This window comes from Desmonostoc vinosum, assembly GCF_059505385.1.
Map to the genome: position 1 here is coordinate 12,637 of NZ_JCACKM010000094.1, position 15,388 is coordinate 28,024.

General features: G+C 42.7%; 12 protein-coding genes and 1 tRNA gene. 9 read left to right on the forward strand and 4 right to left on the reverse strand.

The features are described 5' to 3' along the window. A complete protein-coding gene (locus AC5JMF_RS15820; RefSeq protein WP_495796687.1) occupies positions 1-1,569 on the forward strand; it encodes a ThiF family adenylyltransferase in 1,569 nt (522 codons plus the stop codon). Positions 1,570-1,755: 186 nt separating this feature from the next. Further along, positions 1,756-2,517, forward strand: coding sequence for a DUF6748 domain-containing protein (locus AC5JMF_RS15825; RefSeq protein WP_495796688.1), 762 nt, complete (start codon positions 1,756-1,758; stop codon positions 2,515-2,517). A 196-nt stretch (positions 2,518-2,713) separates the two neighbouring features. On the opposite strand, the gene AC5JMF_RS15830 is transcribed toward AC5JMF_RS15825, so the two are convergent. Beyond that, positions 2,714-3,952: a DUF4912 domain-containing protein gene (locus tag AC5JMF_RS15830; RefSeq protein ID WP_495796689.1), complete on the reverse strand. Its 1,239-nt coding sequence runs from the start codon at positions 3,950-3,952 to the stop codon at positions 2,714-2,716. A 577-nt stretch (positions 3,953-4,529) separates the two neighbouring features. Here AC5JMF_RS15830 and AC5JMF_RS15835 point away from each other — a divergent pair. Together AC5JMF_RS15835 and AC5JMF_RS15840 are read left to right on the forward strand one after the other, a co-directional pair. Next, positions 4,530-4,856, forward strand: coding sequence for a hypothetical protein (locus tag AC5JMF_RS15835; RefSeq protein WP_495796690.1), 327 nt, complete (start codon positions 4,530-4,532; stop codon positions 4,854-4,856). After that, positions 4,763-5,182, forward strand: a complete 420-nt coding sequence (locus AC5JMF_RS15840) for a S41 family peptidase (RefSeq protein WP_495796691.1) — start codon at positions 4,763-4,765, stop codon at positions 5,180-5,182. Before AC5JMF_RS15835 ends, AC5JMF_RS15840 begins: the two co-directional genes overlap by 94 nt. Before the next feature lie 80 nt (positions 5,183-5,262). On the opposite strand, the gene AC5JMF_RS15845 is transcribed toward AC5JMF_RS15840, so the two are convergent. Further along, the gene (locus tag AC5JMF_RS15845; RefSeq protein ID WP_495796692.1) at positions 5,263-6,489 is read right to left on the reverse strand and encodes an RNA-guided endonuclease InsQ/TnpB family protein; all 1,227 of its coding nucleotides are present in this window, start codon (positions 6,487-6,489) and stop codon (positions 5,263-5,265) included. Positions 6,490-6,625: 136 nt separating this feature from the next. After that, positions 6,626-8,920, reverse strand: a complete 2,295-nt coding sequence (locus tag AC5JMF_RS15850; protein WP_495796693.1) for an IMS domain-containing protein — start codon at positions 8,918-8,920, stop codon at positions 6,626-6,628. A 769-nt stretch (positions 8,921-9,689) separates the two neighbouring features. On the opposite strand from AC5JMF_RS15850, the gene pdhA reads away from it, so the two are divergent. Continuing rightward, complete coding sequence (gene pdhA, locus AC5JMF_RS15855) at positions 9,690-10,724, forward strand: pyruvate dehydrogenase (acetyl-transferring) E1 component subunit alpha (RefSeq protein WP_495796694.1); 1,035 nt, start codon at positions 9,690-9,692, stop codon at positions 10,722-10,724. A gap of 45 nt (positions 10,725-10,769) precedes the next feature. On the opposite strand, the gene AC5JMF_RS15860 is transcribed toward pdhA, so the two are convergent. Continuing rightward, positions 10,770-10,940, reverse strand: a complete 171-nt coding sequence (locus AC5JMF_RS15860; protein ID WP_495796695.1) for a hypothetical protein — start codon at positions 10,938-10,940, stop codon at positions 10,770-10,772. 32 nt (positions 10,941-10,972) lie between these two features. On the opposite strand from AC5JMF_RS15860, the gene AC5JMF_RS15865 reads away from it, so the two are divergent. From AC5JMF_RS15865 to AC5JMF_RS15880, 4 genes are all read left to right on the forward strand, one after another. Further along, positions 10,973-11,842 carry an aldose epimerase family protein gene (locus tag AC5JMF_RS15865; protein ID WP_495796696.1) on the forward strand — a complete coding sequence of 290 codons (870 nt, stop codon included), beginning with the start codon at positions 10,973-10,975 and terminating at the stop codon, positions 11,840-11,842. Between the two features lie 60 nt (positions 11,843-11,902). Then, positions 11,903-11,974: transfer RNA gene (locus AC5JMF_RS15870), tRNA-Lys, on the forward strand. Between the two features lie 437 nt (positions 11,975-12,411). After that, entirely contained in the window at positions 12,412-13,491 is a 1,080-nt protein-coding gene (gene fba / locus AC5JMF_RS15875; protein ID WP_495796697.1) for a class II fructose-bisphosphate aldolase, read from the forward strand. A gap of 309 nt (positions 13,492-13,800) precedes the next feature. Beyond that, entirely contained in the window at positions 13,801-15,189 is a 1,389-nt protein-coding gene (locus tag AC5JMF_RS15880) for a collagen-like protein (RefSeq protein WP_495796698.1), read from the forward strand. Positions 15,190-15,388: the final 199 nt, after the last annotated feature.

The window sequence follows — 15,388 nt, forward strand, 5'->3', positions numbered from 1 at the left end:
ATGAAATCTCAGCATCAACTTTCAGAATATTTACTACACATCCCGCCAAAAATGTGGCAAGAATTTTGCCAAAATATGTTAGAAGCTCGAAATATTAACGAAGAGGTCATCGGCTTCTTTTTCTGTAAAAGCCATCACATATCTAAACTCAAGATTCGCTACATTCCTCAAGCTTGGATAGTTCCTTTACAAGATTGTTACGAACTCCAATCAAATAGCGGCTTAATATTAGCCCAAACATTTCATTCCTATATATTAGAAAAGTATCTTCAAGATGGATTGCATATAGTTCACATTCACACCCATATCGGTGATATCATGCCCGAATTTTCATCTGTTGATGATTATTACGAATCAGAATATGCTCGGTTTTTGACGCAGCATTTTTCTCAAAAAATCCGTTTAGTTTCTGGAGTGTTTAACCAGTCACTACAACAAGGTAAATTCCGGATTTGGCACAGAAAAGGCAAAAATTATTATCACGTTGATTTTTGCAATTCCTACCTAAAAATAGATGATTTTGATGGTAAATTCGGTTTCAATACAGTACTAAAAGAATTTGAGCAGCCTGCTAGTCAATATCAAAATTTATTTGACCATCCAACAAATTCTCATTACTTTTCCACAAATCTATCCCAATCTTCGACAAAATCGATTTTGAACCAGACAAACGACACTAATCATCAAAATCTGATGTTTACTAGACAAAAAATATTTGGTGATACCTGCCAAAAACAACTTCACGAACTCAACATTAGCCTCATTGGTTGCGGTGGAATCGGTGCAATCTTTGCCGAGTCATTAGGGAGATTGGGCGTAAAAAATTGGGTCTTAATTGATAGCGATCGCCTAGAAACAGTCAATCTCAATCGAATGCCAGCAGCCACCCGAAAAATGGTCGAGCAACAATGGTATAAAGTTGATTATGTCAAGTATTTAATTAAAAAAATTTACGATACAGGTTCTCACGTCAAAGCTATCCCCACATCATGTAATAACGAAATAGCTCAAACAGAAATAGCCAAATCTGATTTAATCGTCGTAGCCACAGATAATCATCTCTCTCGCAAACAGGCCCAGGAATTAGCATTAACATATATGCGTCCTCTTATGTGTCTGGGTACTCACATCGATATCAACCCATCTGACAACACACCGCGCATGTTTTGTCGTGTCACCGTTCCACCTTTAGGAGGTGGTTGGTGCTTGATGTGCGGTAATATTATTAGCTTGCAAAAAGCTGCCGTTGAATCCGCACCCGCACAGATTAATCAAATGGTGAATCGTGCAGGCTATTTAGAAGGAATCAACGACCCCGCAGTTTTTTGGTTAAATAGCATTTGTGCCAGTACCGGAGTTGGTGTAATTCACGGCATGGTTAGCGGTTTTCTCAACCTAGATGCTGGTATTGATTGGATTTACGAGTTTCCTAATTCTGTTTGGCATCAAACAGATATAAAGTATCTAGAAACACCAGATTGTTATTTCTGTTCGCAATCTGACGGTTTAAAAACTGAGGCTCTCGATATCGATAGAGAAAGCGATGTTGACAGTATGGATTATTGGTAGTCATCTCGTCGTTCGCATAAAATCTCTCATAGCTGAAATTCTTCTTCAATCATTCGGAAAATTGTAATAATTCGCAAAAAATTCTACATAGATGATGGTGGTATTATTTTTTTGCATATAGCAACAGTTTTTTCAATCCTTATTTTAACAAAGGTATTGAACCCTGAAATAAAATTTCCAGATCCCATGAACAAAAGCTCGTTTAACTACAAATACTCATTCATCCTCCTATCAGGTGCATTAATTGTTGGCAACGGATTTTTCTGGGAAGTATCTGCTCAAAACATTTCTGCTCCAGAAACTACTGATTCTGTTGCAGTCACCGTCAAAAATCAAGAGTTTCCCCAGTGGGGATATTACACAATACGAAGGGATTTTCGCAAATGTGCTTCTCCCATATGCGGGGGATATTTCATCAAGCAAGTCAACTTGAAAGCTACTCCTTGCGTTGATGGTGTTTTTCGCTCCGAATGCTATGTGTCTGCAATTGATTGGAGTTCCCTTTTAGTATCACCATTAGAACTGGTAAAAATTCTAAATGATGATGGTAGCCGTGTGATTCTCAGAGGTAACATCGTTCCAGTAACATTTCCTGGATTCGGTGAGTTTGGGAATTTGAGAGTAAAAGAAGCCTTCTATGCTGCGACAAATGCCCCAGCAAAAGGTACTTTTGTGGCTATAAAAGACAATGGCATTCGCTGCATCACAACTCCTTGCTTCTCCACAGATAAGTTGGTTTTGAATCAGCCGAAGATTTCTCCAGTTTCGTCAATCGATTTGAGTCAAACGGGTGCAACACAAGAACAACTTGACGCAGCAACAAGCGAAATTTTTGGTCAAGGTTTGATTGCTGTAGGTAAAACTGAGGTAGTAGAAAATGTAGATCCGACCAAGAGAGATACTAAGTTTGTGGCTACACAACTTTATTTGAGAGTAGAACCAAACTAATTCGCATAAAACGTAATTCGTAAATGGTCATGGAAGCAGAATATGATTTTAGCTAGGGCCAACGAGGAGCGATCGCCCCTACTCCCAGGACGAAAAACTCGCATCACAATTCGGGTCAAAGCAAAAACCCCACTACAGAATTACCATAGCGGGGAATAGTTTAATTTTTCAGTCTGGGGTTAAAGTTAAAAATTTATTAGAGCCATTCTAGAACGGCTTCGTCTTTGGTGTTGGTATTGCGAGATGGGGTCTCGCGGTTAAATTTCATGTGAATTGAGCGGGTTTGCTCGCCATCAGCAGCTACAGCCAAAATTGGGTAGTCAATTAAACCATCCTGAAAGGACATTTGGAAGCGGAATGTTCCATCTGGATTCAACTTAATTGGACGGCCACCAATTGTGACAGTTGCATCGGGTTCGGTTGCACCGTAGACAATTAACTCAGCATCGGCAACCAACCAAAATTGACGGGGGCGCACAGGTACGGCAGAAGCAGAGAAGCCAACACCCGACATGCCTACACCAGACATGGTTAAACCAGAAGTTGTGGGAACTGCCCACATACCTACACCAGATGGGAAGATGTAAGAACTAATAGCTTGTTCAGGGCGTACAGAACCAGGTACTTGCTGCATGGAACCGAACAGAGAACCAGCAACTCGTTGTGCTTCGGCAGACTCAGCTAGACCAAAGATTTGGTCGTAGATGGGGTTGCCATTGCCGTTGATAGTCGCTAATTTCTTGGCAGGAGGAACGAGTTCGTACAGAGTTTTACCGCGTAAATCTTCCTCGAAGTTGACGCTGATAAAAACATCTTCAATCCAGTCGGAAGGATAAACGGGAGGAATATGTACTCTCGCAGAACGAGCTAGTACCAACCAACGGCCATCAACAGCACGGTAGCCGATATCGATTACATAATCGCGATCGCTCACTGGAACAGGTATATACCATTCTCTAGCTAGCTCATCAGCAGGATATTCTTGTATGCTATGGGGACTTTGGTAATCGAGATTGATGTCAGTAACATCATAAATCCGTAGTGCCAGTTGCTGTCCCCCTTGCCGCCGCAATTCTTCCTTATGATCGTTAGGAACATCCCAATAAGTGTAAGCCCATTGGGGATCGCGCGGTAAAAGTACAATCCGACTGTCACCGTAACCACCAGGCAGATCTGCTAAACCTTCATCAACATCAGCCAGAGAGCCACCGGTACGATCTTCTTGACCTAATTCAAATTTTGCTGCTTCCACGGTTTCCTGTGCCTCCAGTGAACGAGATGGACTAAGCGAAACTTTGTTGCGCTGGACTTCTTGAATCGCTGCCAACAATTGTGATTTACGCATTCTGCTGTAGCGAGAGACGGCATATTCGCTGGCAACTTTACGTAGTTGCCGCAGTGTCATCTCGTCTAGCGGTGGGCGTTCTTTTGCCATTATCTTGGCCTCCAGTAGTTTGAAAGGTAAATGATTTCCCCGGGTTAAAGAATGCTGTGTAAAATGTCATCCACCCCAGATGAATTTCTTATTCCTGACTCCTGGTTTTGCCCAGTTTTGATGTTTATTTAGTCTGTTATTTAACAGTTAACAGTTATCAGGGATCAGTTTGAGCGGTTGGGTTTAAGTTCCGCACTAAACTGTTCGCTGTTCACTGCATTTAATTGAGGATCACTGCCTTTCAATTCCTCATCATGCTGAAATCAGCATTTTTTGGGTTTGGAGGAGTTACTTCTTTAAATAAATATTAACCACTAAGTATATGTAGGGATCAAGGGGTCTCAGGACGATTTTTTGCCTGTTTCACGAATTTATCAGCCCTTTTGGGATCGTTATGTCACGTTTTCATGACATAACTAGTTGCGAGCGTGCTGATGAATAGAGTTTATGTCATGATTTCATCATATTAGGCTGTAAACTGCTCCTGGGACTTAACAAAGCAAGATAAGGTAATAAAATCCCACCGCTCGATAGAGGTTAACAAAGGTAAACTGTCTGAAGTTGCTAGAGAGTAGCTATGCACAAGTGGATAGTTCGACTAATTGGGGTTGCGATCGCTCTTACCTTAGCTTTATTATGGTCAACTAGTGCTTTATCTCAGTCAAAACAACCTGAGTTAACGGTTGGTTCAGTTGTGCGATCGCAAGTGATTGAGTCCGTGATTGAGAAATTAGGTGACTATGTTTTTCCAGACGTGGCACAAAAAACTCAACTTATTTATTTGATGACTATCCTGTCCATCTCAATGACTTGTATTGGCGAGAAAAAGACGCGTCAGGAAAGTATCGTGAACGAATTGAACAATATTGGACGCTGCCATCTATTCCTGGTAAACGCTACCTGAATAAAAAGGTTTACGTATTAACTAGCAAAAATACATTTTCTGCATCTGAAGAATTTGTTTACAACTTAAAACAACTCAAGCGAATCACAATCATCGGTGAAACCACAGCAGGAGGAGCAAACCCTGGACGCCTGCAAATTATCAATGATCATTTCGCTATATTCGTACCAACAGGTCAGGCAATTAATCCCATATCCAAGACAAATTGGGAAGGAACAGGTATTGAGCCAGATGTGAAAGTTGCTGCTGAACATGCACTTAAAACGGCTCATTTTAGCTGCCCTGAAAACCGTTTTAGCCAAAACAACAGAACAGGAATTTATTGACGAGTTGAAAAAAGCAATTGAAACAGTGCAGAGTCAAATGTTGACATACTCCCCACCATTCAATGGTGGGGATTCTAGGCTCAAACAGCAATTGCAGGCAAAGCCCGACTTAGATCACCTAACCCAATGGTTGATGCCCCAACCATTTGAATATTGAGTGCAGCGTTTTCATCCCTACCATTAATTGACTGACAACCCGAACAACGCCATTCTCTGATAGACAAATCAAGACTTTCTAAAACATGACCACAGCAAGAGCAAGTCTTCGTACTGGGATACCACTGGTCGATGAAAACAACAAATTTATTCTTCTTTTTGGCAATCCATTCCAATATTTGTATAAACTCACCAAAAGCCAAATCTGATATCTTTCGACCCCAAAGACGCTGCATTCCTTTGAGTTTTAGTGTTTCAAAACACAGCACATCAAACTTATCAGTTAGTTCATGCGCTAATTTCCAAAACCAATCACGCCGACGATGAGAAATAGCCTCGTATCTGCATACCAAATTCTTTCTAGCTCTTTCTCGATTAACTGAACCTTTTAATTTCTTAGAATGCTGTCTACTAGCTTTTTTGATAGCGTTTAGGGATTGCTTAAAAAATTGGGGTGATTCAATTTTAGTACCATCTGAGCAAGTGAGGGAGTCGCAGTCTTGGCGGTTCCCGTCGATTGCGAACTCCCGAACCCAAAGGGTGAGAAATGTTTTCAAACCAAAATCAAAGCCAGCGATTTTACCCGTCTTAACTTCAACTTCTGCTTGACTGGCATTATCAACAACCACAACCATAAACAATTCACCTAATGGTGTACGTTTAATGGTTAGAGTTTTGACTGTTCCTTCAATCTCCCTGGATTTCCAAAATTGATAAACTTTCTGCCCCATTTTTACCCTGTTGCCCCCCAAAAATTTATAGCCTGCTTGCTTGAGGGTGAAGGATTTGTATTTTTTAACTTTTTTAAATCCTGGTGGTTTTACTCCTCCTCTTGCAAAGTTCCGATCGGAGGAAGCCTCCGCTCGGACTTTGCGCTTGTGATGTTTAAAAAACAATTGGTAGGCTTTCTCGATGCGTTGACAGATATCTTGCACTGCTTGAGAACCTACTGATTGCCAGAATGAATTACGCTTTCTCAACTTGGCAATGTGAGACTGAAGTTTTGCACAACTTAAATGCTTGCCCCACATCCGATAGTAGCGTTTGTGTAGAGCAATGCAATGATTATAAATTACCCCGGCAGCATTTATTATGCGCTTGAGGTATCTGTTTGTTTTGTGTTGATATAGCTTAAACTTCAGTGTTTTCATATTAGTATTTTACCAAAAATATGAAGCTAAAAACTCAAATTATTTTTCAATTAAGCAAAGTCGCCCTTGAAGGGCGAGGCTTTAAACCCATGTTTTTGGTAAATAATTAATTTAGGCAGTTCGCAAGATGGATATTTTAAATAACTGACATATTCTGAATCCGCCACACCCCTTCTTGGCGAATCAACTCATAACGGACTCGTAAACTTTCGTTAGAAGATTTTCTAAACTGACCATATTCATAAAATTGCGTAACTTCTTTTACCGTAGCTTCCACTGTGGCGCGATCGCGATAAAAGCCAACTTTATTTACAGATTCCACCTTGAGATTGTGACTATATTTCCGGTAGCGATTATCTGCAATATCCTGCTGGACGATTAATCGCCATTGAGATAAAGCTGAACCAGCTAAAATCTTGTCTAAGTTATCAATTTCATGATTCACCCCCAAAGCAGCGGCTTTAGTGGATAACCAAGCCCGAACAATTTCCTCTGCGGCTGTCTGTGTTAGTTGTCCATCCGTTAATTCTAGTTCGGTCTTAGGATCAGGAATTGATATCGGTGCTTGATTGATTTGTACGAATAATTGTTCACCTTGTAAAGATGATGTAGGGGCAAACAGATTTTTTAACCACCCAAAAGCAGTTGTCACTAATAACCAAAGAACTAATATACCAACTAAAGAGATCAGCACCCTCCACACCAGCCGGGTTTTGCCTTCTACAGTATTGGCAAAAGTCCGCCGTCGTCGAGGAGGACGATGATTACTTGCAACACGTTCTCGATTGACAGATTGAGTCGGCTTTCGCTTTCTGCGCTTGGGATTTGGGCTAGGCGCAACTGGTCTACTTGCACCATTCAAGTTTCCCCTAGCGCCTCTAGGCATACGTTCGGCGGCAGAAATTTGTCCCGCAGGTACTTCTGGTTGTTTACTCCCAGTCGAGTTCCATCTGGGTGGCAAGGAGGAGTTTGAATATGCAGGTTTTTCTCTGATGAATGTGTCTGGTAACTCCGGGTCTGGTGTTTTAGGATGATTAAATTGTTGAGAAACTCCAGTTACATCGCTGCGACGACGCGGATTATTCTGTGCCCCCCCGCCAAAAGGCTGACGGTTAATTACAGCCCATTCATTAGTTGTTTCTGCATCTGTTGGTAGGGCTTCTAGATACGCTTGCACCTGTTGATTGGCAAAGTAATCCTTTAAAGAAGCTTGCTGGGTTGCTAAATCTCGAAAGTGGGGAAATACTTCGTGCTGTAACCACTGCTCTCCATATAAACATAGCCCCGGTAGTAAATCTGGCGAATCTCGTGATTTTTCTCGAATAAAAGCTAAAGCTTCATACTCTTGAGAAAGTTCTAAAACACGAGTCGCTTCTTCAGTTTGTCCTAGCAGTAGCGCACATAGCGATTGTTCTAAATGTACGTCTTGACGTTTACTCAAACGCATCAGCATCTGTCTAGCTTGACGAATCAAAGCTGGTTGACGTTGAGCAAAGCCCCGTGCAATTAAGGAATATACAGCTAAATAAGTGGCAACAGGAGAGGGGCGTTTACTTTCTGCTTCAAACAACTTGTGCTGTTCTGCGACTGTCAAGTGGTTACGCAACTGCTGAATAAATCGCAGAAAATCATCGATGTTTAAGCCAGATTCGTCGTTGCCAGTACCATCAATGCCGCCCCGGTCTTCTAGGACACCTTGTAATAATTCTAAACCCTGGCGTCGTTCAGCAGCCTTTTGTAGTGGTAGGGCCAGTAACTCTAAAATTCTATATGGTCGCAATTTGTAAAGATCCAAGCGAATTTCTGCCTGAACACTGGAAAATAATTCCTCGCGTAATAATAACTCCTCGCCAGTTTCTAGGGAGATGGCGGCATTTTCGTAGTGGCCTTGCTGCCATTGCTCTCGCCCTAATTCTAAGCAAGCAAGCGCAACAGTGAGAACAACGTCTGGGCGTTCGGCGCTTTCGTATATTTCTTCGCTGGTTAGATGATTTGTACTGCCATTAGTGGTGCTATTTTTATTTACATATGGGCGACCTAGTTTCAGTACAAGTTCATATTCCCCTAGTTCTTGCAGAATTAATAAAGCACCAACTAATTCATCTTGAGAAATCTCGATACTGAGATTGTGAGTATCAAGCCCTCTTTTAGTGCTTTCAGAAAAATTTTCTACTGCCGCTGTGGCAGAGGCAGCATTATCAGGGTCATAGGCGTGAGCCAGATAAAGCTGATCGTAGGTGCTGCGTTGTTTTGGATCTGATAAAACCACGTAAGCTTCTTCTATAAGTTGTTTGCGAGAAGAAATTGCTGCTTGAGAATACTCACGTCGCGGCAGTTGTACAATGCGATCGCTATATGCTTGCCGCAATTGTTCCTCACTTGCCGCTAACGGTAGTCCTAAAATTCGGTAGTAATCTAGCGGGATTCGCACAGCCTACTTCCCCTGCACCGTGATCAACATAATTCACCTAGAGCTTTCCAGGCATGTAAAACCGTGCCATACTAATGCCGTGTAAAATTTACACTACAAGTATATATTGCAACAAATTACTTTATACCTTCCCGAAATTTGAGTCACATTCTAGTATTAATTTTTTGCTTTCGCCTAGAAAGCGTCAGCTTTTTGTCTTAATTCTTAGTATTTTGGGTTGGATACCATTATCAGCCTTCAATAGCGTAAAATGCGATCGCCGATTTTGGTAACGGCATAAATGTTGTGTTTGCAGGAGCTATTTGTTTGATTTTTGTAAATTTCCCTGATTTGCGGCTTGCATAAATACCGCTTTCGAGGGTTGACCCTGATAGCAAGAGAGCAAAATGCTATCATGATTTAACTTTAATTACAAGTATCCCGCTAGGTAGAATGAATTTTTCTCCATTTTTTTTAAATTGTTAATGGATATGCAGAAAGCTATCAATTGTGATTGCTAGCCTATCAACAGAGTAGTAAACACAGGAAACTAAAAATGCCAATACTCGCTCTTAGAATTTATGTTCTCACGTAACATAGGCGGAAAAACTAAAAATTTAGCTATTTTGCAATAAATGTAACGGCTTGGACATGAAATTTACCATCCTGATTGACCAACTTAAAAACAATCTAAAATTGTCAACTCCGGCCTGTTAAAATCTGAGGCGGTATGAAATCAACATATTTAAGCCTATAACGCCAAGTCACACAACAGGAATACTCAAAGATAATGGTTCAAGAACGCACGTTACCTAAATTTAATGCTGCCACAGCCCAGATTACCAGAGAAGAAGGGCTGCTGTTGTACAAAGACATGACGTTAGGGCGCTTATTTGAAGACAAATGCGCTGAAATGTACTACAGGGGCAAAATGTTCGGTTTTGTCCACCTGTACAATGGTCAAGAAGCTGTTTCCACCGGTGTAATTCAAGCAATGCGTCCAGGTGAAGACTACGTTTGCAGTACCTACCGCGACCACGTTCATGCTTTGAGTGCGGGTGTACCAGCAAAGGAAGTCATGGCGGAGTTATTTGGTAAAGCCACAGGCTGTAGCAAAGGGCGTGGTGGTTCCATGCACATGTTCTCTGCGGAACATCGCTTATTAGGTGGCTACGCTTTTGTCGCTGAAGGCATCCCCGTCGCTGCTGGGGCAGCTTTCCAAAGCAAATACCGTCGCGAAGTATTGCGAGATCAAAACGCCGACCAAGTAACCGCTTGCTTTTTTGGCGATGGTGCGGCTAACAACGGTCAATTTTTTGAGACTTTGAACATGGCAGCCCTCTGGAAACTACCAATTCTGTTTGTGGTAGAAAACAACAAGTGGGCAATTGGTATGGCCCATGAACGTGCGACTTCCCAGCCAGAAATTTACAAAAAAGCCAGCGTGTTTAACATGGCAGGCGTGGAAGTAGATGGTATGGATGTACTAGCTGTGCGAGCCGTTGCTCAAGAGGCTGTAGCCCGTGCCCGTGCAGGTGAAGGGCCAACACTCATCGAAGCACTCACCTACCGTTTCCGTGGTCACTCCCTAGCTGATCCTGACGAATTACGCAGCAAAACAGAGAAAGAATTTTGGTTTGCTCGCGACCCAATTAAAAAGTTAGCAGTTCATATGCTAGAGCAAAATTTAGCAGACGAGCAAGAACTCAAAGACATTGAGCGTCAAATTCAAGATGAAATTGACGAAGCAGTGAAGTTTGCCGAAAGCAGCCCAGAACCCGACCCCAGCGAGTTATATCGCTTCGTATTTGCAGAAGACGAATAGGAATGGGGAGTGGGGAGTAGGGAGTGGGGAGTAGGGAATTCGTAATTATTGACTTTTCCTCATCTCCCTCATCTCCCTCATCTCCCCCATCTCCCCCATCTCCCTCATCTCCCTCATCTCCCCCATCTCCCCCATCTCCCTCATCTCCCCCATCTCCCTCATCTCCCCCATCTCCCCCATCTCCCCACTCCCCACTCCCCACTCCCTACTCCCCACTCCCCACTCCCCACTCCCTCAAAAATAAACTCGTGTTTACCATTACACTCCAACAGCAACAATACAAAACTTACATCCTGACTGATGAGTCCGCTGGCTCTCAAGTCGAAGTGGTTCCAGAACGCGGTGGCATCATCACTCGCTGGCGCACTCAAGGTCAAGAAATTTTTTACCTTGATGTGGAAAGGTTTACTCATCCTGAGTTGAGTGTTAGAGGTGGGAATCCCATTCTGTTTCCCATCTGCGGCAATTTACCGGCAGATACTTACACTTACAATGATCAGCGCTACACTCTCAAACAGCACGGTTTCGCTCGTAACTTACCTTGGGAAGTGACTGACCAAGCAACTGATAATCAAGCTAGCTTAACCCTTGTTCTCAAAAGCAATGAGCAAACACTGGCTGTTTACCCTTTCGACTTTCAAGTGACTTTTACTTATGAGTTGCAAGGCAATACTTTAGAAATTAGGCAGCAGTATCAAAATTTCTCATCGTCCCCAATGCCTTTTTCTGTAGGTTTCCATCCCTATTTTCTGGTGAATGATAAAACTCAGCTAGAGGTTGAAATTCCCTCTGGGCAGTATCAAGACAATCAAGATCAGCAAATTTATCCTTTTAGTGGTAATTTTGACTTTAATCGTGATGAAATTGATTTTGCCTTCGGTCAACTAACTAGTCAATCTGCCGCTGTGACGGATCATAGCCGGAAGTTAAAACTCACCCTAGACTACGACAATAGCTATTCCACACTGGTGTTTTGGACAGTGAAGGGCAAAGAATTTTACTGTCTAGAACCGTGGAGTGCCCCTCGGAATGCTCTAAATACTGGTAAAAATCTGACTGTGTTACAGCCAGAAGCTAGTCATACAGCATCTGTAAGGTTAACGGCAAATTTTTTCTAAACCTCTTTACAAATCTCTAGACTTTATGCTAAAATAGCAAAGTTGCGAAATGTAATGCAAGGGTCGCTAACTCAACGGTAGAGTACTCGGCTTTTAACCGATTAGTTCCGGGTTCGAATCCCGGGCGACCCATATTTTAAGGAAAAATACTTGTTCAGTCTGGGAAGATGAGCGATCGCACCTAAAATAATACCAATTTCAATTGTTGGTGCAATCACGTCTTTGTTGAATATGTAGGGGCGATCGCAGATATTAGCCAAATGCCTGCTACTTAGCGTTCACGAAAGCCATAAACACTTTTTCCTCCCCTACACCCATATTTCTTGAGAGCAGCGACTAGCATCTGGGATAATACACTACCAAATCCTTTAACACAGACGTAACCCACTTAACAGTAGTTTCGCTTCAGCATAAGGCATCTTTGATTAGTAATACCGTAAAGTTTTTCAACATAAACACCCCGACACTAGTTATAATTTCCTATAAGTTGAAAAAACTCTTAAGATTTAGCGTAGTGACTACGCTTGTCTCACACCGACTAGCTGACAACCACATTAGGAGGACTATCTATGGCGCTGGTACCAATGCGGCTGCTGTTGGATCACGCAGCTGAAAACGGTTATGGCATCCCAGCTTTTAACGTTAACAACTTGGAACAGATTCAGGCGATTCTGAAGGCTGCTCTAGAGACAGATAGCCCCGTAATCTTACAAGCTTCTCGTGGCGCTCGTGCTTATGCTGGAGAGAATTTCCTGCGCCATTTGATTTTGGCAGCAGCAGAAACCTATCCTCAACTGCCCATCGCCATGCACCAAGATCATGGTAATGCACCTGCTACTTGCTACTCAGCGATTAAAAACGGCTTTACCAGCGTGATGATGGATGGTTCGCTGGAAGCTGATGCCAAGACCCCCTCTAGCTACGAGTACAACGTCAATGTCACCCGTGAAGTGGTGAATGTAGCTCACGCTCTAGGCGTTAGTGTGGAAGGCGAACTCGGCTGCTTAGGCTCTTTGGAAACTGGTGCTGGTGAAGCTGAAGATGGTCATGGTTTTGAAGGAACACTTTCTCATGATCAGCTATTAACCGACCCAGACCAAGCAGTTGACTTTGTTGAGCAAACTCAAGTAGATGCTTTGGCTGTTGCTATTGGCACTAGCCACGGTGCTTACAAGTTTACCCGCAAGCCGACTGGGGAAATTTTGGCAATCAGCCGCATTGAAGAAATTCACCGCCGTTTACCTAACACCCACTTGGTAATGCACGGTTCTTCCTCTGTGCCTGAAGATTTACTCGCACTAATTAACCAGTATGGTGGCGCAATTCCCGAAACCTACGGTGTACCTGTAGAAGAAATCCAAAAAGGCATCAAGAGCGGTGTACGTAAAGTAAATATTGACACCGATAACCGTTTAGCGATTACTGCTGCTGTACGTGAAGCTTTAGCAGCAAATCCCAAGGAATTTGACCCCCGTCACTTCCTCAAGCCTTCTATCAAATATATGCAAAAAGTGTGTGCCGATCGCTATCAGCAATTTAGCACTGCTGGTAACGCTAGCAAAATTAAGCAGGTTTCTCTGGAAGATTTTGCTGCTAAGTATGCCAAAGGCGAACTCAATGTTGTTAGCAAGACAACCGCAAAAGTTTAATTCTGTCAAAGAATTAACGAAGGTCTGACTCTTACAAAACTGAAGAATTTTAATATTGCATAAGTAAACCGGGTGTATTAGAGGCACTCGGTTTTTTATTGGGTCTTCTGAAAAGAAGCAGGAGAACAGGGGGAGAAATACCAATTCCCAAGAAAAAGTCTAAAATCTGGACTCTTCAAGAGATTTATTGAATAAAAGCAAGCAAAAGCAGGTAAAATACTTACCTAAGAAATTTACAAGAAATATCTAACCTTAGCGAGTTGCTAAGTGTCATTACGAATAGAGAAAAGAAGTGTTTGGTGTACTAAAATGCACAGTAGTTTTATCAGTAAGTTGCCACTACTCTTGACATTTTGCTTAGTTACTGGATTTATGCCTGCGTCTGGTTCAGTTTTATGTTCAGCAGATGCCGCAGTATACGCCAACAACTATGGTAGCAATGGCAATACAGGAAGTAATGGACGAGCTGGTAGAGATGGTCGTAGTGGTCAAGACCAAAGCATTTTTGTCAATGGTTCACCTGTAAATCTTGATCTATCGGGTCGAGATGGTGAGGACGGAGAAAATGGGCAACATGGTTATCGACCTGACTGCCAAAACCAATCTGAGAAAGTAAGTCACAACATCAATGCGCCCAATGGTGGTAAGGGTGGTGACGGTGGTAAAGGAGGAGACGGCGGCAATGGTGGCTCCCTCACGATTTATTACACCAATATGGCTGACTTACGGAACGTTTTAGTCCGTGCCCCTGCTGGAGAAGGCGCGCGTGGTGGTCGAGGTGGCAATGGTACAGCAGGTTGTAACTGTCGTGTACGCAGTTGGGAGGTGAAAACCTGCAAAGGAACTCCTGGTAGTTCAGATTATAAGTGTGATACTAAAACATATAGATGTACCGATGGTAACGACGGGCAGGATGGCAATTATGGTAGTGATGGTAAACGAGGGCGCTTAGGGATTTTAACTATTGTTAACAGCAAGGAACCCTTGGCAAATGATATGCCAACTGTAAAGCTACCAATTTCTGAACTGGCAGGTAAACAGATTAATCTCTCGAAAAATAAGTGGAATCTTCGCACCGGGGCAGTTTCACTACTTGCTCCTGGCTCTGTAATTGCTGATGAGTACCGAGAGTTTGAGCAGCGTCTAGAAGAAACTTTTCAATTAGTTTGGCAAGAGAAACAACCCATTACCAATTTTGCCAATCAAACTGCAACACTAAATTTAAATGATAACAAGCAAATAGAAGTTAACTTTCCAGAAGATTTATGGATTGAAGGCAGCGCCCAGACTGAAGGAAATTTGACGAGCTTTACTGTTAAAAACGTGATTGTCAAGAAAGATGTTACTCGCTTGGCAGTAGCAGAGTTTGCTGGGGCTGGACAAGATCTAAACCTAAAAATAGTCGATTTGGCTGCAAAATCTGATGCTATCAGTACTCAGTTTCGCGTTAAATACAGGGCACGCGATAACTATGGTGGCTCAGGCTACAAGACCGAATACGAAGGAGATATTCCCAGTGAGCTAGTGACTCGTGACTACAACCGTTTTATTCTGGCTTTAGGCAAGCTCAAAATCTCCAATGACGCCCTACGCCCTGGTGCCAATGTGGAGCTGGAAGTTGTAGCAACTCGTTCTTTAGGAGGGCGTTCTACGAAGCAAACTATTAGGTGGGAAGGTGCTATTCGCAAGCCTAGATGAGTTAAAAAGTAACCCTTCGACTCCGCTCAGGGTTACTTTTGACTTTTAACTAGTTCCGTGGGTTTAAGTCCCCATTACAAAACTTAATTACGTTAGCGTAGCGTAAAGCCTGCGGCATAGCTTCGCTTAGAGCGAGTCCTCGATAGCGTTAGCGAGGTACGAGCGTCAGCGTAAAGCCTGCGGCATAGCTTCGCTTAGA